The organism is Fontisphaera persica (assembly GCF_024832785.1).
GTDB lineage: Bacteria > Verrucomicrobiota > Verrucomicrobiia > Limisphaerales > Fontisphaeraceae > Fontisphaera > Fontisphaera persica.
The window spans coordinates 3888593-3910850 of sequence record NZ_CP116615.1; the positions used below are offsets into that span (position 1 = coordinate 3888593).

13 protein-coding genes and 1 tRNA gene are annotated in these 22258 nt (G+C 64.0%); 8 read left to right on the forward strand and 6 right to left on the reverse strand.

Annotated features, from left to right (window positions below; all coding sequences use genetic code 11):
- Window positions 1-39 precede the first annotated feature (39 nt).
- The gene (locus tag NXS98_RS14585) at window positions 40-2271 is read right to left on the reverse strand and encodes a spermidine synthase (protein WP_283845754.1); all 2232 of its coding nucleotides are present in this window, start codon (window positions 2269-2271) and stop codon (window positions 40-42) included.
- A 196-nt stretch (window positions 2272-2467) separates the two neighbouring features.
- On the opposite strand from NXS98_RS14585, the gene NXS98_RS14590 reads away from it, so the two are divergent.
- From NXS98_RS14590 to NXS98_RS14610, 5 genes are all read left to right on the forward strand, one after another.
- Window positions 2468-2552 (forward strand) — tRNA-Leu (locus tag NXS98_RS14590).
- Window positions 2553-2641: 89 nt separating this feature from the next.
- The gene (locus NXS98_RS14595) at window positions 2642-4246 is read left to right on the forward strand and encodes a cyclic nucleotide-binding domain-containing protein (protein ID WP_283845755.1); all 1605 of its coding nucleotides are present in this window, start codon (window positions 2642-2644) and stop codon (window positions 4244-4246) included.
- Window positions 4247-4525: 279 nt separating this feature from the next.
- Window positions 4526-6169, forward strand: a complete 1644-nt coding sequence (gene hcp / locus NXS98_RS14600; RefSeq protein WP_283845756.1) for a hydroxylamine reductase — start codon at window positions 4526-4528, stop codon at window positions 6167-6169.
- A gap of 178 nt (window positions 6170-6347) precedes the next feature.
- Window positions 6348-6893 (forward strand): DUF8685 domain-containing protein, encoded by a 546-nt coding sequence (locus NXS98_RS14605; protein WP_283845757.1) that lies wholly within the window; start codon window positions 6348-6350, stop codon window positions 6891-6893.
- A gap of 37 nt (window positions 6894-6930) precedes the next feature.
- A complete protein-coding gene (locus NXS98_RS14610) occupies window positions 6931-7629 on the forward strand; it encodes a DUF2270 domain-containing protein (RefSeq protein ID WP_283845758.1) in 699 nt (232 codons plus the stop codon).
- Between the two features lie 143 nt (window positions 7630-7772).
- On the opposite strand, the gene NXS98_RS14615 is transcribed toward NXS98_RS14610, so the two are convergent.
- Both NXS98_RS14615 and NXS98_RS14620 read right to left on the reverse strand, forming a co-directional pair.
- Window positions 7773-8396 (reverse strand): HNH endonuclease, encoded by a 624-nt coding sequence (locus NXS98_RS14615; RefSeq protein ID WP_283845759.1) that lies wholly within the window; start codon window positions 8394-8396, stop codon window positions 7773-7775.
- 113 nt (window positions 8397-8509) lie between these two features.
- Window positions 8510-11383 carry a PAS domain S-box protein gene (locus tag NXS98_RS14620; protein ID WP_283845761.1) on the reverse strand — a complete coding sequence of 958 codons (2874 nt, stop codon included), beginning with the start codon at window positions 11381-11383 and terminating at the stop codon, window positions 8510-8512.
- 221 nt (window positions 11384-11604) lie between these two features.
- Here NXS98_RS14620 and NXS98_RS14625 point away from each other — a divergent pair, with 221 nt between their 5' ends.
- Together NXS98_RS14625 and prmC are read left to right on the forward strand one after the other, a co-directional pair.
- Window positions 11605-13257, forward strand: a complete 1653-nt coding sequence (locus NXS98_RS14625) for a sulfatase family protein (protein WP_283845762.1) — start codon at window positions 11605-11607, stop codon at window positions 13255-13257.
- A gap of 11 nt (window positions 13258-13268) precedes the next feature.
- The gene (gene prmC, locus NXS98_RS14630; protein WP_283845763.1) at window positions 13269-14159 is read left to right on the forward strand and encodes a peptide chain release factor N(5)-glutamine methyltransferase; all 891 of its coding nucleotides are present in this window, start codon (window positions 13269-13271) and stop codon (window positions 14157-14159) included.
- A gap of 92 nt (window positions 14160-14251) precedes the next feature.
- Here the strand turns inward: prmC and NXS98_RS14635 are convergent, their stop codons facing one another.
- Window positions 14252-15958: a hypothetical protein gene (locus NXS98_RS14635; protein WP_283845764.1), complete on the reverse strand. Its 1707-nt coding sequence runs from the start codon at window positions 15956-15958 to the stop codon at window positions 14252-14254.
- A 463-nt stretch (window positions 15959-16421) separates the two neighbouring features.
- On the opposite strand from NXS98_RS14635, the gene NXS98_RS14640 reads away from it, so the two are divergent.
- Window positions 16422-16955 (forward strand): fasciclin domain-containing protein, encoded by a 534-nt coding sequence (locus NXS98_RS14640; RefSeq protein ID WP_425499911.1) that lies wholly within the window; start codon window positions 16422-16424, stop codon window positions 16953-16955.
- Between the two features lie 72 nt (window positions 16956-17027).
- Here NXS98_RS14640 and mfd read toward each other — a convergent pair whose 3' ends face one another.
- Both mfd and NXS98_RS14650 read right to left on the reverse strand, forming a co-directional pair.
- A complete protein-coding gene (mfd, locus tag NXS98_RS14645; RefSeq protein WP_283848184.1) occupies window positions 17028-20453 on the reverse strand; it encodes a transcription-repair coupling factor in 3426 nt (1141 codons plus the stop codon).
- A 349-nt stretch (window positions 20454-20802) separates the two neighbouring features.
- Window positions 20803-22158, reverse strand: coding sequence for a Gfo/Idh/MocA family protein (locus NXS98_RS14650; RefSeq protein WP_283845765.1), 1356 nt, complete (start codon window positions 22156-22158; stop codon window positions 20803-20805).
- Between the last annotated feature and the right edge of the window lie 100 nt (window positions 22159-22258).

Here is a 22258-nt window from a genome sequence, read left to right on the forward strand (position 1 = left end):
GCAGCAGGCTGTCCCTTGCCGCCCCGCGTGGCAGGGGGGTTAGCGGGTATCCGGCAGCAGCCACCGCCGCACGGCGGCCAGCCAGCCGTCATCCTCCAGGACGAGGACACGAAACAAATCGCTGCGGTCATCCGTCCATTCCAGCAGCGGGGCGTCCGGGGGCGCCTCAGCCGCGGCGGCGGCAATGGCGCCGGTGGCCAGCAAATCCGGCTCGCGCGCCAGCAGCAGCCAGTCCGAGTGGTAGAAATCATCGCGGGTCGGGTCCTCGGCGGCCGTGGTTTCCTCGCTGTTGCGCACCAGCGCTGCATGCAACTGATAATGGCGGGCGGCGGCGCGTACCACGGGCTCGAGGTTGAGGTATTTGTTGGAGATATGCACCGCGAGCACCCCGCCCGCCCGCAGATGCCGCAAGTACACCCCAAAGGCTTCGCGCGTGAGCAGATGGGCCGGGATGGCATCGCTGTTGAAGGCATCGAGCACCAACACATCGAAAGCCTGGGGCGGCTCGCGCTCCAGCGAGAGGCGGGCATCCCCCAGCGCAATGTCCACCTGCGCGGGGCAATGAGAGAGATAGGTGAACTCGCGGCGGGCCAGTGCCACCACGGCCGGATTGATTTCGTAAAATTTGAAGTAATCGCCCGGCCTGCCCCAGGCCGCCATGGAGCCGGTGCCCAGGCCCACCACGCCCACGCGCCGCTGCTCGCGGCGGGGATGATACTGCATGACCATGCCCACGCCGCTGGAGCCGATGTAATAGGAAGTGGGCAGCCAGCGTTTTTCCTCGCTGACATACTGGAGGCCGTGGGTGGTGGTCCCGTGCAGCAGCGTGACCTTGTGCCATTGAGGGTCGTCCACGGAATATTCCTTCACTTTGAGCACGCCGTAGAAATTGCGCTGCACCGTGCGCGCGGCGCGCGTGCTCTGGAGAATGTCGGCCCCCAGACCTGCGGCCAGAAATGCCAGCGCCGCTGCGGCGGCTGGCCAGGCCAGCCAGTTGCGCCAGCGGGAGGGGCTGCCACCGGGCCAGCCCAGCACGGCCACGGCGGCCAGCACGCCGGTGAGCCACAACGTCAGATGCAGCTCGTAATACCCGCGAAAGACCGCCGGCGCCACCACCGCCACCAGCAGCCCCCCGAGCGTGCCGCCGGCGGCCGCCCACAAATAGAAAGTGGTCAGCCGGCCGGCCGGCGGCCGCAGCCGGTGCAATTCGCCGTGGCACACCATGCAACAGCAGAACAACACCCCCAGATACAGCGCAATGGCTTTGAAGAGGGTGAGATTGGCCGCCCACTCGAGCGCCTGGCGCAGGGGCCACAGGAACCAGCCGGAAGGCAGATTCACCCGCTCGCCGATGAGATTGCCGGCCGCAGCCAGCAACGCCAGCACCAGCAACGGCAGCCACAAGGCCCGCACATACCAGCGGGGACTGTCGAAACAGAGAATGTAGGAGACCAGGTACAGCCCTAGTGGCAACACCCAGAGAAACGGGATGACGGCGATGTCATGGCACAGACGGTTGGTAATGGCCAGCAAGAGGGCCGTGCTGCAAGCCGGCAGGGCCAGCCATAACCAGCGGGGGTCGCGAGGCTGCTCGAGAGACTCGGCCGGGGAGGCTGGAGCGGTTTCCGGGCCGGGGGTTGGGGAGGCATCGGGTGTGGGGCCGGAGTTGGAAAGCGGCAGGAGGGCGGCTTGAGCTTTCCACACGCGCCAACCGCCCAGGGCGACGCAGACAGCAAAGAAAATTAAGCCCCATTTCCACGCGGCGGCCTGGCTCTGGCGGGTGAGATGCGGCTCGAGCACAAAGGGGAATGCCAGCAGCGCAAGCAGCGAGCCGGCATTGGACAACGAATACAAGCGGTAAGGGGAGACGCCGGGATGGGCCTGATTAAACCATGCCTGCAGGAGCGGGCTGGTGGCCGCCAGGGCAACATACGGCAGCCCCAGGCAACTGAGCAGCAGCAGAAGTATGCGGCCGGTGGGCGCGGCGCCGTTGGCCGGTTGCCACGTATCGGGCGGAATGATGCGGGCAAAAATCACGGCCAGCGCCAGCACCACCAGATGGATGATGACCTGGCGCCGCGGGGGCAGCAGGCGGGTCAATGCGTGGGCGTAGGCGTAGCCCACCAGCAGGCCGGCCTGAAAAAACAACATGCAGGTGGTCCAGACCGCCGGCGTGCCGCCAAACCAGGGCAGGATGAACTTGGCCATCAAAGGTTGAATCAAAAACAGCAGAAACGCGCCGCTGAATATGGCCAGGCCGAATGCAAGCATTGCTAGGACGCCAGCTTACCGGCCAGGCCGGACTTTGACAAGCGGTGAGCGGGCGCCGGGCCCAGCGCCGTGGCGCGCTGGCGTGAATGGTGAGTTGTGTAATTTTGACTTGTCACCGCAAGGGGTACATATTATAACCACCGCTGCGATAACGTACGCGGTCAGTGCGGACGGAAACGCCCGCAATGGCTAGGGTGCCCGCGTGGCGGAATTGGCAGACGCGCTAGATTCAGGTTCTAGTGAGTAACATCGTACAGGTTCAAATCCTGTCGCGGGCACCATTTAATTTTACAAACACAAAGCCCGGACATTCCCCCTGGGGGATTGCCTTGTCAGGCCGGCGGGCGGGTGCATCGCAGCGGAGTGTTGCATGGCTGTCTCGATTCGACTGGCGGAAGCTCAGGATGCGGCCAAATGGGTGGACCTGCTCAGGGCCACCCTGGGCGATGAATATCCGGCCAAGGAAGCCTACAACCCCGCGAGTGTGGCGGCGCAACTGGATGCGCAGTCCGGCAATGAAACATGGGTGGCGGAGGAGGGCGACCAGATTCTGGCCAGCGCCACCGTGTTGCGGCCCATTGAAGGGAATGTCAATCCGGTGGCCAATCTGGGGCGCAACCTGGCCCGGCCGGAAGCCTACAGCAACGGCGCCGCGGAATTGCTGGTCAGGAGCCTTACGCAATTGCTGGACCAGCGCGGCCAGATGATTGTGGTGCGCATCCCCGCCAACGACAACCCCCAGCAAATCATTTACGAGCAGAATGGTTACGCCTGCGTGGGGTATCAGCCGTTGAAGCACATTTTGCGCACACGGCAGGGGGTGTTGTTCTACGTGCATTCGGCCAACCCCGTCCTCGCCTCGCGCCAGCCCATTTCCGAATCGCTGCCCCAGGTGAGTGATTTGGCGGCGCTGGTCTTCGAGAATCTGAACATCCCCAATCCGTTGACCGTGCGGGATGGAGCCACCGGGTATCCGCTCCAGACGGACATACAAATCCACGACGCCACGTTGGACGATTTTGAGCTGTGGAAAACGCAGGCGCGCGCCGCCAACCCGTTGCTGGAAGTTTCCAGCGGCGGCAATCGCGGGGCGGGTTTCTTGCGGCTGAACGCCGAGGCGCCGTGCCGGGCCATCTTGGGCCAGCGCGGCTCGCAAATCGTGGGCGGCGTGGCCTTCTTCAACGATGATCAGGATCGCTGCGTGCGCATCATGGACAGCTTTGCCACGGATGACTTGTCCACGGGCGCCCTTTTTAATCACGTGGTCCGTCTGGCCCAGGAGCAGCTCAGCGCCGCCTATGTGGAGGTGGACATCCTGGCCAACTGCCCCAAGCTCCTCAAAAGCACCGAGCAGCTCGGGTTTGTGCCCATCGCTTATTTGCCGGGCTTCTGTGTCCTCAACGGCCGCCCCTCGGACGTGGTCAAGCTCATCAAGCTCAACATGATGTACACCACGGAAACCGCCGCGCTGACGGCGCAGGCGGCCCGCATGGTAAAGGTGGTGGACACCAATTTCCAGGACCAGAAAATCGGCGTGGCCATCATCAACCTGCTGCGCACGCTGCCCATCTTCAGCGGCCTGGGAGATGGGGAGCTGCGGAAAATTGCCCGCCTGTTCACCCAGAAACTCTATCGCCCCGGCGAGCGCGTGTTCAACAAGGGCGACGCGGGCAGCGAGGCCTACATCGTCATGCGCGGGCAGATTGACATTTGCCTGAACGAAGAATCCCGCCCCATCGCCACCGTCAACAGCGGCCAGGTCTTTGGCGAACTGGCCTTCCTGGACGGCTCGCCGCGCACCGCCATGGCGGTGGCCTCGCAGGCCAGCATTTTGCTGGTGGTGCAGCGCAACGCCTTCAATGAGCTGGTCCAGCGCGAGCCGCACCTGGGCATGGTGGTGATTCGCAACATCGCCATTGACCTTTCCAACAAGCTGCGCCGCGCCAACACCGCGCTCTCGCCGGTGAAAAAGTAAACCCTGCTTTCCCTCCCGCTCCCCGCCGAGGGGCCGGCGCACTGGGCCTGTTCTTGAGACGTCGCCCACCTTTCTGACGGCCTGTGGATAGCTTCGGTTAATTAAAGTAGATATACTAATATAACGCTTTAGATATAACAATACATTAGAACACTTGATTTATATCAAGGCCCCTGCTTCCCACCGGTCCTATGCTTCACCCGTAATTGCGCAAGACCATGACGGCCGGGAGCCGGTGGCGCGCCAGCACAGCAACAGCAGTTAAACCGAACTCGAATTATGTTTTGTTATCAATGTGAGCAAACTTCCCGCGGAGTGGCCTGTCAGGACTTTGGCGTGTGCGGCAAGGATGAACATTCTGCCGCGTTGCAGGATTTGATTGTGCACGTGGTCAAGGGCATTGCGCAGTACGCGCATCGGGCGCGGCAACTGGGCGCGGCCGACCGCGCGGTGGATGTGTATATCGTGGAGGCGCTCTTTTCCACGGTCACCAATGTGAATTTCGACAGCGTGCGTCTGAACGCGGTGTTGGGCGAGGGGCTGAAAATTCGCGAGCGTGCGCGGCAGCTTTACGTGGAAGCCTGCCAGCGCCGGGGCCAGGCCGTGGCCCGCCTTAATGGCGCCACGCAATGGGTGCCGGCCCTGGATGCGGCGGGGCAAATCCGCCAGGCGCAGGAAGTGGGCATTGAGGCCCGCCGCCAGCAACTGGGCGCGGATGTGGCAGGGCTGCAGGAGCTGCTGTTGTACGGCGTGAAAGGCACGGCGGCGTATGCGGACCACGCGCTAATCCTGGGCCAGGAGGACCCGGCTGTGTTTGCGTTTTTTGCCGAGGCGCTGGATTACCTGTGCGAGCCGCAGCCGGCGGTGCCGGAGCTGCTGCGCTTGTGCCTGAAGTGCGGCGAGGTGAATCTGCGCGTGATGGAATTGCTGGACGCCGCGAACACCGGCGCGTATGGGCATCCGGTGCCCACGCCGGTGCGCATCACGCCGGTGAAAGGCAAATGCATACTGGTGAGCGGCCACGACCTGAAGGACCTGGAGGAGTTGCTCAAGCAGACCGAGGGCAAGGGCATTAACATTTACACCCACGGCGAAATGCTGCCGGCGCATGGCTACCCCGGGTTGAAAAAATACAAGCATCTGGTGGGCAACTTTGGCGGGGCCTGGCAGGACCAGGCGGTGGAGTTCCAGCAATTCCCCGGCGCCATTTTGATGACCACCAACTGCATCCAGCGCCCGGTGGAGAATTACCGGGACCGGCTGTTCACCTGCGGCCTGGTGGCGTGGCCCGGCGTGCGGCACATCCGCAATCGCGACTTTTCGCCGGTCATCGAGGCCGCCCTGGCTGCGCCGGGATTCACCAAGGACGAGCCGGAGAAGACCATCCTGGTGGGCTTTGGGCATCAGACGGTAATGTCCGTGGCCGACAAGGTGATTGCCGGGGTGAAGAGCGGCGCCATCAAGCGCTTTTTCCTGATTGGCGGCTGCGACGGCGCGCGCAGCGGGCGCGACTACTACACCGAGCTGGCGGAGAGGGTGCCGTCCGATTGCGTGATTCTGACGCTGGCCTGCGGCAAGTACCGCTTCAACAAAATGGATTTCGGCGCGATTGACGGCATCCCGCGCCTGCTGGACATGGGGCAGTGCAATGATGCGTATTCGGCCATCAAGGTGGCGCAGGCGCTGGCCGGCGCGTTCAACTGCGGTGTGAATGATCTGCCGCTCTCGCTGGTGCTCTCGTGGTACGAGCAAAAAGCGGTGGCGATTCTGCTGACCCTTTTGCATCTGGGCATCAAGAACATTCGCCTGGGCCCCACGCTGCCGGCGTTTGTCAGTCCTGCCGTGCTGCAGGTACTGGTGGAGCAATTCCAGCTTCACCCCATCACCCGTCCCGCCGACGACCTCAAAGCAATCATGGCTTGAGGGAAAGAGTCCTGGGGGAATGGCGGGCTCATGGGCCTGGCAGAGAAGCCAGGACGGAGGGACGTTAGAAAAGACGTCCCTCTCTTTTTGCCACGTTGTGGCGGTCTTTGAAGGGGCGAGGCGGGGAGGCGCATTTTGGACTGTTGAGCGGGGGCGAAGCGGGCTAAGATGCGGGGGTATGCGAATTGAGCAAATGCATGTGGGGATGCGGGTGCGGCATCCGCATTATGGGACGGGTGAGGTGAAGGCGCTGGAGCCGAAGCTGGCGACGGTGGTGTTTCCGCAGGGCGAACAAAAGCTTTCACCGGAGTTGAGCGGGCTGGAGCCGGCGGAGCCGCTGGCGGAGGTGAGCGGCTTGACGCGGCCGCTGGCGGCGGTGATTCGCGAGACGGTGCAGGCGCTGGCGGAGGAGCTGGGGCTGGAGCGGGAGGAGGGCCTGGTGGAGGCGCTGGGGGCGCGCTGGCACGGGGGCCGGCTGGTGTTGCATCCGGCGGATCCGTCCCTGCAAACCAAGGAGGTGCCGCTGGAGGTGTTTTTCCACAAGATTGTGATGATGCGGAACAACCTGCGCACGCTGGAGCAGAAAATCAACGCGCACGAGAAGTTGACGGACGGCGAGAAGGTGGAATTGCAGCAGTACATCACGCGGTGTTACGGCTCGATGACCACTTTCAATTTATTGTTCAAGCACAAGCAGGACCAGTTCAGCGGAAGCAGCAGTTGAACGGGAGGCGCCGCCGGCGGGCGCCGGAGGTGGAGGCATGAGCGAGCCACAACCGGAAAGGACACCGCGCGATTTGTTGCGTGACCCGTGTTACGTCAACGCCATGGCGCACTTCTACCGTGGCGAAATTGGGCGCATCATGGTGTGGCGGCAGCGGCTGGACACGACGACCACCTGGGCGATTACCTCCACCGGCACCATTTTCACCGTGGCCTTCAGTGTGCCGGATGTGCCGCATCTGATTTTCTTTTTCAACCTGGCGATTGTGTGGGTGATGCTCTGGATTGAAGCGCGGCGGTACCGGTTTTACGATGCGTTTCAGGCCCGCGTGCGGATGTTGGAGGCGCATTTTCTCTCCCCCATGGTGGCGCAGAATCCGGAGCGGCTGGAGGGGGACTGGCGCAAGCTGGTGGCGGAGGATTTGTTGATACCCAGCTTCAAAATTTCGCAGGTGGAGGCGATGGCGCACCGGCTGCGGCGGAATTACGCGTTTATTTTCATGATCATTCTGATGGCGTGGCTGGCCAAGATTTTCATGCACACGCCTTACCCAGTTGATTCGGCGGCGATGTTGTATCAGGCGCTGGCGGTGGGCCAGATCCCGAGCTGGCTGGTGGCGGGGGTGATGGTGGGGACGTTTTTAAGCGTGGTGGTGTTTGCGTTTTACGTGGCGCGGCACATGCCGCCGGAAATCACCGAGTTTGGCGTGCAACGGGGGCGGCGCTGGCAGTTGTGAAGCGCAGGCGGGCCATGCGGCGAAGCGAGGTCCTTCCTCGGCGGCCGGCCTGCTGGGATTTTTCCTTCCCCGTCTGGCAAATGGAGCGAAGGGGAAACGGGGCCTCGACAGGACGCCAGCCACGCCGGCACCGAAGCGGGCAATCATTCAACTTCTTCGCCCAGCTCGACGTTCCAGTAGGCCAGGTCAATGAAATGTTTCCAACTGTCGTGCACCACGGCGCCGAAGCTGATTTGCACGAAGGGCCGCCACTTGGGCCGCTTGGGTTTGCGGATGAGGCGCATGCCGGCTTCCTGGGGAGTGCGGTTGGCCTTGCGGGTATTGCACTCGATGCAGGAGCAGACGATGTTTTCCCAGGTGGTGGGGCCGCCGCGGTCGCGGGGGATGACGTGGTCGAGGTTCAGGTCCTTGCGGTCAAACACGCGCCCGCAATACTGGCAGGTGTTTTTGTCGCGCTCGAAAATGTTGTGGCGGGTGAACTTGACCTCTTTGCGGGGCAGGCGGTCAAAGGCCAGCAGGAGAATGACGCGCGGGATGCGGATGCGGAAAGAGACGGTGGCGATGCTTTCCGGATGCGGCGCCTGCTGGGAGAAATCCTTCCAGTCGTTGAAGCTGAAGGTTTGGAAATTGCCCTCTTCGGTGGCAAACACCACTTGGGCGTGGCCCTCAAAGACAAGCGTCAGCGCCCGGCGCACTGAGCAGACATTGACGGCCTGCCAGAGCCGATTCAACACCAGCACATGCTGGGTCAGGAACGACGCACTCATAACCGCAAGCCAGTTGCGCCGGAAACTATCACAGGAGCTAATGTCCTGTCAACGGAGTGGGCGTGAGCATGGCCGAAAGACAACGGCCATTTCGCCCGGTCGTGGTGATGACGCTACTGGGAATCAGGCCGGGGTTGGAGCACCTGGCGCACGGTGAGGGCCAGTTGGCGGGGGGTGAAGGGTTTGGAGAGGAAGGTTTTGTCCTTGAAGTAATCGGGTTTGGCGGCGGGGGTTTCGCCGGGGAAGCCGCTCATGAAAATGACTTTGAGGGAGGGTTGCATGGCCTGCAGTTGCTCGGCCAGCCGGTCGCCGCGGAAGTTGTCGGGGAGGAGGATGTCGGTGAGCAGCAGGTGAATGGGGTGGGGGTGCTGCTTGAAGATTTGCAGGGCTTCGGCGGCGTGGGCGGCGCTCAGCACCTGGTAGCCCAGGCGGCGCAGGCTTTTGGCAGTGAGGTCGCGCACGAGGTTTTCATCTTCCACCAGCAGGATGGTTTCGCCGCCGCCGTGAGCGGGGATTTCTCTGGCGGTGGCGGGCAGCGCGGCGGAGGAGCGCGAAACGGGAAAATAGAGGCGGAAAGTGGTGCCCTGCCCCGGCTGGCTTTCCACCTGGAGGCCGCCGCAGAGGTCGCGGAGGATGGTGCTGACGACGGTGAGGCCGATGCCGGTGCCTTTGCCCGGCGGTTTGGTGGTGAAGAAGGGGTCAAAAATCCGGCTGAGGATTTCCGGGGTCATGCCGCAGCCGGTGTCCTGAAAGGTGAGCGCAACGAAGGGGCCTTCTTTGGGCAAGGTGGAGGCGAGGGTGAGCGGGCCGGGGGTTTCCACCAGGGCCGTCTCCATGAGCAGGGTGCCGCCTTTGGGCATGGCATCGCGGGCGTTGACCGCCAGGTTCATGATGATTTGTTCCAAACGGTTGCGGTCGCCGCGCATCCGCAGGGGTTCCTTGGCGAGCTGGGTGACGAGGGTGACCTCCGCGCCGATGAGGCGCTTCAAAGTATTTTCAAACGTCTTGACCACTTCATTGAGGTCGAGCTCTTCCCAGCGCACGGGGTCGCGGCGCGCGAAGCTGAGCAGTTGGCCGGTCAACTTGGCGCCTTTTTCGGCGGAGGCGAGGATATCCCGCACATCCTCCCGCGCGGAGTCGGGGAGGGCGGGGTGTTCATCGAGCATGTTGGCACAGAGTTGGATGGTGGTGAGGAGGTTGTTGAAGTCGTGGGCCACGCCGCTGGCCACCTGGCCCATGATGTCGAGCTTTTGCGCCTGGCGCAGCTCCTCCTCCATGGCTTTGCGCTGGGTGAGGTCCTCGAACACCCCCACCACCTTGATTAATTGGCCGCGGGGGTTGGTGAGGGGGGAGAGGGTGAAATCGGCGCTGAACAGTTCGCCGCCCGCCCGGCGCGCCTGCAACTCGCCACGCCAGGTTTGGCCGGCCAGCAGCAACGCCATGATGCTGTCATAGCTTTCGGCCTGGGTTTGCGGCGAGGGCTGAAAGAAGTCCTCCCAACTTTTGCCGGGAACAGACTCGCGCGCCAGGCGCAAGTTCGCGGCAAAGGCGGGGTTGACCCACTCGATGAAGCCGGCGGCATCAGCGAGGAAAACGCAGGCGGCGCTGGCTTCCAGCGCGCTGATGAGCAGGCGTTCTCGTTCCAGGGATTCGTGCTGCTCGGTGATGTCGAGGCAGAAGCCGATATATCCCTGGTGCTGGCCCTGGCGGTCCCCGATGGGCACGGCTTCCTCCTGCAGCCAGCGGTATTGTCCATCATGGCGTTGGAGGCGGTAAGTGGCCTGCCAGGGGCGCTGCTGGCGGAAGGCTTCCTCCAGGGCGTGCTGGTAGTCCAGCCAATCTTCAGGATGCACTCCGGCGTGCCAGCGCCGGCCCTGCTCTTCGGCCAGCGGGCGGCCGCGGAAGGCCAGCCAGCGTTGATTGAAGTAATCGAAATTACCCTGGGCGTCGCAGCGCCAGATGAGGGCGGGGGCGGATTCCACGAGCGTGCGGTAGCGGGTTTCGCTTTCGATGAGGGCGTTGCGGGCTTCGCGTTCCCGGGTTTGATCACGAAAGACCAGCACCACGCCGCAACAGCGGTTGCGGTTGTCCATAATTGGCGCTGCGCTATCGGCGATGGGATGCTCCCGCCCTTGCCGGCTGCGGAGGACGGTGTGATTGGCCAGGCCCACTACGCGACCTTCCTTGAGGACGCGATGAACGGGATTTTCGACGGACTTGCCGGTTTGCTCATTGAAGATGGGAAAAATTTCCTGAATGGGGCGTCCGGTTGCTTCGTCGGCGGGCCAGCCGGTCAATTGTTCGGCGGTGGGATTCATGGTGACGATGCGGCCTTGCAAATCGGTGGCGATGACCCCATCGGCAATGGAGCGCAGGGTGATGTCGAGGCGTTGATTGGTGTGCTGCAGGGCGGAGATCATCCGGCTGAGGCGGGCGTTATCGGCCAGCACTTTGCCCGCCAGGACGGTGACCAGGGGATAAACCAGCAGAATGGGCAGGGCCATTCTCTTCAGGGTGGCCCACCGCACTTCCGCCGGCAAGGCGGAGGACATGGCCAGCATGGCCACATGTACGAGCAGGCCAAACCAGAGCAACTCAAGCGTACTGGGAGGTTCCGGGCGTTTGTGCCACCGGTGATGGAAAAACAAGCCCACGGCGGCCGAACTGAAGATGGTGAGCACGCCCATGTACACTCCCGGACCGCCCAGACCGGCGCGGTAGAGGACGGGGGCAATCATGGCCGCCAGCGCTGCGCGCGGGCCGAAGAACAAGGCGCAGAGGCTTAGCATCATGCTGCGGCCGTCGAAAATAAGGCCCGGCGCAATGACCATGGGGCGAATCATGCCAATGACAGCGGCCGCGCCAAACAGGCAGCCCTGGATGATGGCGCCCGAGGTCTCGCGGGGGTCGAATCGGCGCCAGAAGAAGGTCGAAACCACCGTGAGAGCCACGAGCAGGCACAAATTCAGCAGTAAATCCACCGCCATACTTCATCCTCCGGGGGCAAAGATATCGCCTTCCATGGCAAGACGTTGGGCGCTTCCTGGAAAAATCCCCACCTTTTGCAAATAAAGGCGGTTCACAAAAACTACGATAATTTAATGGCACACGCATGCCAAAAAGTCCAGCCTGAACTGGTTTCCGGACGGGCGCGGCCGGGGCTGCGCGCAAGATTGACAAGCGCGGGCGGGTGGCATTGACTGGCTGCATGCGTTTCCTTCTGGCAGTGGGGCTGTGGCTGTTGAGCGCAATGGCACCGTGGCTGGCCCAGGCGGCGCCGGCCAAACCGCCGCTGAACATCCTGTTTTGTTTTGCCGATGACTGGGGCCGCTATGCGGGGGCGTATGCGCCGCACGGGCCGCAGCCCAATGTGAATCAAATCCTCAAGACGCCGCATCTGGACCGGGTGGCGCGGGAGGGGGTGCTCTTTTTGAATGCCTTTGTCAATTCCCCCTCCTGCACGCCGTGCCGGAGCTCGCTGCTGTCGGGGCGATATTTTTTTGCCACCGGGCGCGGGGCCATATTGCGGGGAGCGGTGTGGGACGAGAGCATTCCCAGTTTTCCGTTGTTGTTGCGGGACGCCGGCTATCACATCGGCAAAAGCTACAAGGTGTGGGGTCCGGGGCGTCCGGCGGATGCGCCGTATGGGGGACAGCTATGCGCCTACGAGAAAGCGGGGCGGGCGTTCAATGATTTTTCGGAAAATGTGACGCGAATGATGGCGACGAACGTGCCGCTGGCGGAGGCCAAGGAGCGGGTGTTGCGGCAGGTGCGGCGCAACTTTGCCGACTTTCTGGCGGCACGGCCGGCGGGCAAGCCGTTTTGCTACTGGTTTGGGCCGACCCTGACGCATCGCGCATGGGAAAGGGGAAGCGGCAAGGCGTTGTGGGGGATTGACCCGGAAAGCCTCAAGGGCAGGCTGCCGCCGTTTTTACCGGATGTGCCTGAGGTGCGCGAGGATTTCGCGGATTATCTGGGGGAGGTGCAGGCGTGGGATGCGGGCGTGGGGGTGTTGCTGGAGGAATTGGAAAAGGCCGGCGAACTGGAGCGCACGCTGATTGTCATCAGCGGGGACCACGGGGCGCCGGGATTTCCGAACGGCAAATGCAATCTATACGATTTCGGCGTGCAGGTGGCCTTGATTGCGCGCTGGCCGGGGACGCGCGGCGGGCGGGTGGTGGAAGATTTTACGGTGCTGATGGATTTGGCCCCGACCTTTCTGGAAGCGGGCGGCCTGCCCCCCGCCCCCGGCATGCACGGACGCAGCCTGGCGCCCATTCTCACCAGCCATCGTTCAGGACAAGTGGACCCGCGCCGCACGTGGGTCATCACCGGCCGCGAGCGGCACGTGGACACGGCCCGCGAAGGCAACCTGCCCTATCCCCACCGGGCCTTGCGGACGCGGGATTTCCTGTACATTCGCAATTTTGCGCCCGAGCGCTGGCCAATGGGCGCGCCGCTGGCGGTCACGGCGACGAGCGCGCCGCCGTTTGCGGTGCTGGCGAGCAATACCCGGGTGGCGTTTCCGGATTTTGATGCCAGCCCGACGAAAGCCTGGCTCATCGAGCAACGGCATGCTCCGGAGTGGCAGAAGTATTATGACCTGGCGTTTGGCCGGCGTCCGGCGGAGGAGCTGTATGATTTGCGGCGGGACCCCCATCAGACGCGCAATGTGGCGGGGCAAAGCGAGTACGCCAAAATCCAACGGCAACTGTCCCGGCAGTTGATGGAGGAGCTGAAGCGCGCCGGGGACCCGCGGGTGTTGGGCGACGGCCAGACCTTCGAGCGCCCGCCGTTCACCGACGTGGAGCCGGAAGCCCCGCCGCCCAAGGCCGGAGCGGCGCCCAAAAAATCGCCCTGAGTTTTTCCGGTGTGACGATTTTGGAAATCATTCAGAGGAGCACGGATTACCTCCAGCGTCATGGCGTGCCTGCGCCGCGGCTGCAGGCGGAATGTTTGCTGGCCCACGTGCTGAAGCAAAAGCGGTTGCAGCTTTATTTGCAGTTTGACCGGCCCGTGCCGGAGCCAGCGCTGGAGCAGATGCGGCAGTTGTTGCGCCGGCGCGCCGCGCGCGAGCCGTTGCAACATCTGGTGGGCACGGCGGCGTTTGCGGATTTTGAGTTGCTGACCACGCCGCAAGCCCTGATTCCCCGGCCGGAGACGGAGCTGCTGCTGGAACATGCCGGGCGCTGGCTGGCCGGGCGGCTGGCGTCCGCGGCGGGGCCGCTGCCGCAAATCCTGGATTGGGGGACGGGCACCGGATGTCTGGCGATTGGGCTGGCGCGGCAATTCCCGGCCGCGCAGGTGACCGCCGTGGATGTTTCCGCGGAAGCTCTGGCCCTGGCGCGGCTGAACGCGGACAAGAACGGCGTGAGCGGGAGGATTGAGTTTGTGGAAAGCGATGGTTTGGCCGCGCTGCCGGCGGACCGCCGTTTTGATTTGGTGGTGGCCAATCCGCCCTACATTCCCAGCGCGGAAATCGAGCAATTGGAGCCGGAGGTGCGCGAGCATGACCCGCGCCTGGCGTTGGATGGAGGGCCGGATGGGTTGCGATTTTACCGGCGCCTGGCTGTGGAGTGTCCCCCTTTTCTGGCGGCCGGCGGGACCTTGTGGCTGGAGCTGGGCCATGGCCAGGCGGCGGCGGTGTGCCAGATTTTTGAAAGCCACGGATGGCGGGTGATGGCGCTGGAGCAGGATTACCAACGGATTGAGCGCGTGCTGGGGGTGGAAAGGCACACGGTGCCGCCGCCAGTTCAGCGCTGATTCGGGCAGTCCTCGGGCAGACCCGCCACCCTGGCGCCGCCTGCTTTTTTCAGGATAACCGGCGCCTTTTTTAGATGAGGATTGGCCTTCGGCTAGGCTCCCTCGACGGGCTGGCGCGCGCTTTCGATGACCGGAGTTTCCGTGCCTGGCTCGGCGGCCGGGGCTTCGGCTACGGGAGCGGACACGTCAGCGGTGGATTCTGCGACGGCTGATTCGCTGGTCTCCGCCTCTGCCGGGGCGGCCGCTGGCGCCTCAAGAGGAGGCACCGGCAGCGTGGTTTCCGCTGGGGGCACGTCCGCATTGCCGTCGGCCGGCGCGGGAGCCGCAGCTTCCGGGGCCGGGGCCGCCGGCGCGGGCGCGGGCTTGGGCGGTTTGGGCGCGGGTTTTTTGGCGGTCAGCAAAGTGCCATTGGCCAGCTCGATGACGTGGCCTTGGTGCACCAGCCAGTGCAAGTCGCTGATGAGGGCCATTTGTTCCGGCGTGGGTTCCGGGGCTGGAGGCGCAGCTTCGCCTGGGGCCGCAGAGCCCTCCGGCATCGGGACGGGCGCCGGGGCGGGAGCCGGAGCGGGGGCCAGAGCCTCCATGAGTTTCTGGCGGTTGCTGCCCGGATTTTGCTGGATGAACTGGATGATGCGCCGGACGTTGTCCGAGACGATGGAGGTTTCCAAATCCAGGTAATGCGGGCGCGCGACGCCCACGTGGGTGATGTCCTTGTCGAGCTTGAAGAACTGCAATTTGCGCTCGTTGAACAAGGCGCTCAAAGAATGCACCAGCTCAAGCGGGAAACGGCGCTGCCTTTCAATGAGCTGCCAGGCCAGGCGGCGGAGCCCGCGGCAGGGCAGTTGCAGCGCGGCCTGGCCGTTGATGGCGTGTGACTCAACTTCCTGCAAAATGAGCGGCAGGTGAACTTCGCGGAAATGCGCCACCACACTCTCGCGGTCGGCCAGCCGCGGGGCCTCTGGCACGTTGAGGCAGAGGTACTCGGTTTTCCAGCTCTGGTCTTCAATCCACTTTTTGACGACGGCTTCATCGCGCACGATGCGGATTTTGGCCTTGAACGCTTCCAGCGGCATGTGCGCGTAGTGCTCGCGGTGGAGGCGGCGCAATTCTTCCTGGTAGCCGTGATAATTGGGCGGGCCGAGGATGGCGCCGTTGAGGTCACACACGGCCACAAAGGTGTACACGCCCTTGGGGGGATTGGTGGGGGTGCGTTCGGCCTGGTAGAAGGTGTCAAAATGTTTGTCCAGCAGATATTGGAGGGCTTCTTCCTTGTCCGTCCACACCGTTTCATCCAGCGCGCAACGATAGAGTGGCTGCTCGGGGGCGCCGCTATTGTTTTTGATGACGTTGAAACGAATCAGGAAACGGTCGTTCTTCTGCAAAATAAGCCGCGCCAGGTCAAAGATGGGATACGAGCGGCCGGTGGCGCGGATTTGCCGCGCGAGGCTGTCGGCCACTTTGTCTTCGATGGTGATGCCCACCTTGACCTTGGGCAGGGGCTCGCGTTCCACGGGCCGCGGCGGGCCGGGGCGGCGCTGGTCGCGGCGGCCGCGCGGGGGTCGCTGGCCCGGTTCGCCGGCGTGCGCGGGAGCGCGCTGGCCCCCGCGATTCGGAGCCGGCCCGCGGTCCGGGCGGCGTTGGTCCCCCTGGCCTTCACGACGTCTCCCCGGGCCGCGACGGCGGCCGCCGGATTCTTCCTCACCGGTGTAGTGGTCAAACCGGTTGGCAGGCGGCGCCTCTTTGGCCCAGGCCGGCAGGAACATGCGTTCCAAGTCCAATAATGGCTGACTTTCGCTCATAATCACCATGGCCTGCCGCGGGCGTTAATTCCGCCGTGCGCGGCAGGTGCAGCGCCTTGATCAATCATCAAGGCAATTCAATCGGCACAGCATGGGCTGGCGGACGCAGGAAAGCAAGCGCGCAGATTGCCGCCCGCAATGACGATGCACAAGCCGCGCCCTTGGGTGTGCACTGCGCATTGGACCGCACAGGGCAGGCTGGGCCTCTTCTCCTTAAAACTTGAAACTTGAAACTTCAAACTTTTGCAAATCAGATGCCCCGGCTCTCCAGGCGCCCTCGGTTTGGCGTGCCGGATGGGTTCAACTGAAGCATGTCCGAAAAGTGTTTCATTTTATTCGACAAAAACAGTTCATTATTTTTGACATTATACAAATCTAATACATAATATAATCAAGTTTTAGTCAGTTGCGCCCACTGATGAAGCGAATGGCGGTTGAACAGAGTAAAAAAAGAACAAAACCTATGAAGACGATGCGTATTCTGCCGGTGGCCATGTTGACGGTGGCCTTCACTGTAACCCCCGTGTTGCGCGCGGATAACTGTGCTGCTTCGCAGGCCACTTCCAGTCCGGCGGCCTCCACCGCGGCCAAGGATTTGGTGGCGGTGGCTTCGGGGGCCGAAAATTTCAAGACGCTGGTGGCGGCGATTAAAGCGGCCGGGCTGGTGGAAGTGCTGCAGGGCAAAGGCCCCTTCACGGTATTTGCGCCCACCGATGAGGCTTTTGCGAAGCTGCCGCCGGGGACGGTGGAAAACCTGCTGAAGCCGGAAAACCGCGAGAAGCTGGTGGCCGTGCTCAAGTATCACGTGGTACCGGGCAAGGTGATGGCGGCGGACGTGAAAACCATGGAAGCCCGGACGGCGCAGGGCCAGGCGGTGTCCATCAAAGTCACCAGTGAAGGGGTGATGGTGGACAATGCCAAAGTGGTCAAGACGGACATTGTGGCTGAGAACGGCGTGATTCACGTGATTGACACGGTGATATTGCCGAAGTCCTGAGATAGACGCGCAACGTCCATGCCAGGCGGAGGTTGGCCTCCGCCTTTTTTATTGGCTTGGGGCGCGGCGGATTCAGGCGGGGGCGGCGTCCTGGAGCTGGCGGAGGAAACGGCGAATTTCACCGAGCCGCGCGGTGGCGCTGCGTTTTTGCAGGCGGGGAAACTTGCCGCCGAATTGCAGGAAATCTCCCCCGCGCCGGATTTTAAGGCGGGCGCCGTCGGTTTCCAGGGATTCCAGGCCTTTGCGGGCGGCGAGGATTTTAATTTCCTGGAGCAGCAGCAGGCGTTGTACGGCGTCGGGGAGGGGGCCGAAGCGGTCGCGCCATTCGGCCTTGGTGCTTTCCAGCTCCTCCTCCCGTTGGATGGCGGCGAGGCGGCGGTAGGCTTCGACGCGCAGCGCCGGTTCGTGGATGTAGGATTCAGGCAGGTAACAGGCATGGCGGCCGATGCGGCCGGCGTTTTCGTCCTCCGCCTCTGCGTCGGCGTCTTCAAGCGGCACGTACACGGCGACTTCGCGGGGGATGTGGAGTTCCTCCGGACGGTTGCGGCGGCGCGGGGTTGGGGGTGGCGGGGGCAGTTCCTCGCTGGGATTGAAGGCCAGAAAGTCCAGGCGCACTTCGGCGGTCAACGGCGGGGGGACGGATTCGCCCTTGAGCCGGGCGATGCTTTGGCGGAGGAGGCGGCAGTAGAGGTCAAAGCCGACGGCGTTGATGTGGCCGCTTTGCTCGGTGCCGAGGATGTTGCCGGCGCCGCGAATTTCGAGGTCGCGCATGGCGACTTTGAAGCCGCTGCCGGGGGTGGAATACTGGCGGATGGCGCTGATGCGTTTGCGGGCATCGTTGAGGAGCGCGGCGTGGCGGGGGATAAGGAGGTAGGCGTAGGCCTGGTGTTTGTAGCGGCCGACGCGGCCGCGGAGCTGGTACAGGTCGCTCAAGCCGTAACGGTCGGCGCGGTCAATGATGATGGTGTTGGCGTTGGGGATGTCGAGGCCGCTTTCGATGATGGTGGTGGAGACGAGCACATCGGCCTCGCCGTTGACGAATTGCGTCATGACACGCTCGAGGTCGCGGGCGGGCATCTGGCCGTGGCCCATGACGACGCGGGCGTGGGGCACGAGCGCCTTGACGCGATGCGCTACGGCTGCGAGGTCCTCAATGCGGTTGTGGAGGTAGAACACCTGGCCCTGGCGGTTGAGTTCGCGCTGGATGGCCTCGCGGATGAGGCGCTCGTCAAATTCCGCCACCTGCGTTTCAATGGGCAGGCGGTCGGGGGGCGGGGTTTCGATGATGCTCATGTCGCGGGCGCCCATCAAGGCGAGGTGCAGGGTGCGGGGGATGGGGGTGGCGCTGAGGGTCAGCACATCCACCAGGGCGCGCAGGCGTTTGAGCTGTTCCTTGTGCTCGACGCCAAAGCGCTGCTCTTCGTCAATGATGACCAGGCCCAGGTCTTTGAACACCACGTCCGCCTGCAGCAGCCGGTGGGTGCCGATGAGAATGTCCACCCCGCCCCCCGCCAGCCGGCGCAAAATATCCGCCTGCTCGCGGCGGCTGCGGAAGCGGGACAGCACTTCGACGGTGACGGGGTAGGCGGCCATGCGCTCGGTGAAAGTGCGATAATGCTGCTGGGCCAGGACGGTGGTGGGGGCGAGCATGGCCACCTGTTTGCCGCCCATGACGACTTTGAAGGCGGCGCGGATGGCCACTTCTGTTTTGCCGAAGCCGACATCGCCGCAGATAAGGCGGTCCATGGGCCGGGGCTGTTCCAAGTCCCTTTTTGTTTCGTGAATGGCCTTCCATTGGTCCGGTGTTTCCTCGAAGGGAAAAGCGTTTTCAAATTCCATTTGCCAGGGGCCATCCGGGGGGAAGGCGTGGCCGGGCTGGGTGGCGCGCAGGGCCTGCACCTGCAGCAGCTCCGCGGCCAGGGCCTGGGCGGCGGCCTCGGCGTCGGCGCGCGTTTTGGCCCAGCGGCGGCTGCCCAGCACGCTGAGTTTGGGCCGCGCCCTGCCCGCGCCAACGTAGCGGCTGACGAGGTGGGCTTCGGTGACGGGCACGTAGAGCTTGGGCGGCGGCTGGCCTTCGCGCGCGGGGGCATACTCGATGACCAGACATTCCTGGCCGCCGGCCGTGTCGGGGGCAGGCTCGCCGGGACGACGTGAGGGGGCGAGGCGTTGGAGACCGAGGTAGCGGCCGATGCCGTGGCGCACATGCACCACCAGGTCGCCCGGGGCCATTTCGGAAAAGTCCAGCGCCCAGGCGGCGCGTGCGGCTTGCGCCTGGGGCGACTTGAGCCGGCGGGGACGCGCCGCCTTGTACCGGCCAAAGATTTCCGCGTCGGTGGCCACCACCCAGCGCGCGGCAGGGCAGAGGAAACCCTGGCTCACCGCGGCCAGCTCCATCCGGGGTTGCAAGGGTTTGCCCTCCGGGCCTTCGTCCAGCCGGAGTTCCTGCCACAATTCGCGCGCGCGGCGGCACTGGCTTTCCTCGTGGCAGAGCAGCCAGACGGCAAACCCCTGGCGCATCCAGCGATGGAGCTGTTGCAGGAATTCGCGGCGTTGCCGGTCGGCCACGGTGGGGTCGGGCGCGGCCGGGGCGGCCGGGCGGAAAGCCTCCAAAGATTGGAGGGAGATTTCGTTGCCGGATTCGGTGAGGAGTCCCAGGACATCCGAGACTTCCACGATGGCGCGTGGCCCGCTGGCCAGATTTTCCCGCGCCGTATTCCAGTCCAGCAACAGGGGTTCGTCGGCGGGGGCTTGCTGCCGCCAGGCGTTGGCCTGCTCCACCAGCCGGGCAGGGTCATGCAACAGCACGATGGCATTGGCGGGGAGATGCTCGCTCCAGGCGGCGGTGGCGAGGCGTCCCTGGCGCAGCAGGCCCAGTTCACCCGCCGGCGCGAGGGTCACCTGCTCCACAGCTTCGCGGGAAATCTGGGTGGCCGGGTCGAAAAAACGGAGGGACTCGATTTCGTTGCCAAAGAATTCGATTCGCACCGGCCAGGGGTTGGCTGGGGGATAGATATCGAGGATGCCGCCGCGCAAAGCCAGGGTGCCGGGCAGGGTGGCTTTGGCCTCCGGCTCGTAACCTTCCTCCTCCAGCCATTCCACCAGGTCGAGCGGATGCAGGGTGTCGCCACGGCGGAGCAGGCGGGAATGCGCGCGCCAGGCCGCGGGGGCGATGGTTTTCTGCATGAGCGCCTGTACCTGGGTAACAATGACGGGCGCGCGCGAGGCGGGGGAAAGGCTCTGCAAGGCCATGAGCGTGGCCAGCCGTTCACTCAAAGTTTCAATGGAGGGCAGGCGGCCCTCGTGGGGAAAGGTTTCCCAGGCGGGATAGTTCAGCACGGGCGGCGGCGGGGTGGAAGCGGGGGCCAGCGCGAGCCAGCTTGAGATGTCCTGGAGGCGTTCTTCTTGGGTTTTGACGCCGTCTTCCACCACCACCAGCACGCGCTGGGGAAATTCATGGGCCAGCCAGGATGCCAGAAAGGCGACTCCCGGCGGCGCCACGCGGGACAAAGAAAAGATCCCCCCCTTCTCCAGCGCTTCACGGAGGGCCCGTGCAGCGGGAGTTTGACCAAAGGCGGCCCAGCCACCCTTTGCCTCAGCCGCCGGCATGTGCATTCACCAGCAAAGCCTCCGCCGCAGCCGGGCGGGGCCGCCGGTTGGAGTTAGTATAACCTTAAAAGGACAGATTGGATAGGAAACATGCGGACGATGCGCGGAGCACGCCCAAGCCGAATTAGGCCGGCGGGGAGGCGAAAAATCCTAGAGCCGGCCGGCTCGAGGCGGGCATGCCCCGGCAGGAGTTGGGACGGCGGGCTGGGCCGGGGGCGAGGGCCGGCGCGCCCGGCAATGTTCACACTTCGGGATGTTTCCAGGGTTTGCGATAGGCGCGGCGCAGGAGTTTGGTGGCGGCCGCGTCGCCGATGACCACCCGTTTTTGCGGGTCGTAGCTGACCGGCCGGCCGAGCTGCATGGCGATGTTGGCGAGGATGCAACTGGCCGTGGAAATGTGGCCTTCCTCGATGTCCGCCACGGGGCGGCGTCCTTCGGTGATGGCCGCCAGCCAGTCGAGCATGTGGCGGCGGGTGGCGGGGGCGGCGTGGAGTTCGATGCCTTTTTCCGTGACGTCCTCGGGGAATTGCTCGCGCTCGTAGAGGCAGTCTTTGCGAATGGGCTTGGTGTTTTTATCGCGGGGAATGAAGTCGTAACGGGTGACGCTGGCCTTGAGGGTGCCGCGGTCGCCGTAGAGGAACATGGCCCAGGGATAATCCGGGTCAGGGGGGTCGCCCCAGGTGCGGTGCTGCCAGACGATGGTCAATTCAGGGTATTCAAACACCGCGGTCTGGGTGTCAGTGATGTTGGATTTGCCCTCTTTCTGCACATAGATGCCGCCGGCGGAGCTGATGCGCCGGGGCCAGCCCAGGCCGAGCATCCAGCGGACGGTATCGAGCATGTGGATGCACATGTCGCCCACGATGCCGTTCCCATATTCCATGAAAGTGCGCCACCAGCGGACATGGGGCAGGCCGTCATAAGGGCGCAAGGGGGCGGGGCCGGTCCACATTTCGTAATCGAGGTGGTCAGGCACCGGCTGCACGGGGGGATTGCCGTTGGCGCGCATGTGGTAGTAGCAGCAAATCTCGATGTGGGACACCTTGCCCAGGAGGCCGGCGTCCACGATGTTTTTCTTGGCCTCGACCAGGTGCGGGGTGCTTTTGCGCTGGGTGCCCACCTGCACCACGCGGCGGTGTTTGCGGGCGGCGGCGAGCATGGCCTCGCCTTCGAGGACGTCCACACTGATGGGTTTTTGCACATAGACATGGGCGCCGGCCTCGAGCGCGGCGATGGTTTGCAGCGCGTGCCAGTGGTCGGGCGTGCCAATGAGCACCAGGTCGAGGTCGCGCTCGGCGAGCATCTGGCGGTAGTCGGTGTAGAGGCGGGGGACTTTTTTGGATTTCTGGCGCTGGCTGACCATTTCGCCGGCTTCCTTGAGGAGGTTGCGGTCCACATCGCAGAGGGAGACCACCTCCACTGGCGCCACTTGAATGAGGCGGAAGAGGTCGCTCTTGCCATACCAGCCGGTGCCGATGAGGCCCACGCGCCAGGTTTTTTGCTGGATGAGTTCCGCGGCCTGAGTGCCCACGACGGACAGGGCGAGCGAGGCCGAGGCGGTTTTGAGGAAACTGCGGCGGTTGATCATGAAGCTCATAGGACAGGGCACAAGGGGTGTTGGACCATGGGGCAGGCCACGGGCGCGAGCCGCGCGCTGCCGGCGCGCAGGCGGTGGGGGCCCATGGTCATCTGCATGG

Bases quoted from the DNA above. Each gene is read 5' to 3' on its own strand.
- NXS98_RS14585 (WP_283845754.1), bottom strand. From the start codon at position 2,271: ATGCTTGCATTCGGCCTGGCCATATTCAGCGGCGCGTTTCTGCTGTTT.
- NXS98_RS14595 (WP_283845755.1), top strand. From the start codon at position 2,642: ATGGCTGTCTCGATTCGACTGGCGGAAGCTCAGGATGCGGCCAAATGG.
- hcp (WP_283845756.1), top strand. From the start codon at position 4,526: ATGTTTTGTTATCAATGTGAGCAAACTTCCCGCGGAGTGGCCTGTCAG.
- NXS98_RS14605 (WP_283845757.1), top strand. From the start codon at position 6,348: ATGCGAATTGAGCAAATGCATGTGGGGATGCGGGTGCGGCATCCGCAT.
- NXS98_RS14610 (WP_283845758.1), top strand. From the start codon at position 6,931: ATGAGCGAGCCACAACCGGAAAGGACACCGCGCGATTTGTTGCGTGAC.
- NXS98_RS14615 (WP_283845759.1), bottom strand. From the start codon at position 8,396: ATGAGTGCGTCGTTCCTGACCCAGCATGTGCTGGTGTTGAATCGGCTC.
- NXS98_RS14620 (WP_283845761.1), bottom strand. From the start codon at position 11,383: ATGGCGGTGGATTTACTGCTGAATTTGTGCCTGCTCGTGGCTCTCACG.
- NXS98_RS14625 (WP_283845762.1), top strand. From the start codon at position 11,605: ATGCGTTTCCTTCTGGCAGTGGGGCTGTGGCTGTTGAGCGCAATGGCA.
- NXS98_RS14635 (WP_283845764.1), bottom strand. From the start codon at position 15,958: ATGAGCGAAAGTCAGCCATTATTGGACTTGGAACGCATGTTCCTGCCG.
- NXS98_RS14640 (WP_425499911.1), top strand. From the start codon at position 16,422: ATGAAGACGATGCGTATTCTGCCGGTGGCCATGTTGACGGTGGCCTTC.
- NXS98_RS14650 (WP_283845765.1), bottom strand. From the start codon at position 22,158: ATGAGCTTCATGATCAACCGCCGCAGTTTCCTCAAAACCGCCTCGGCC.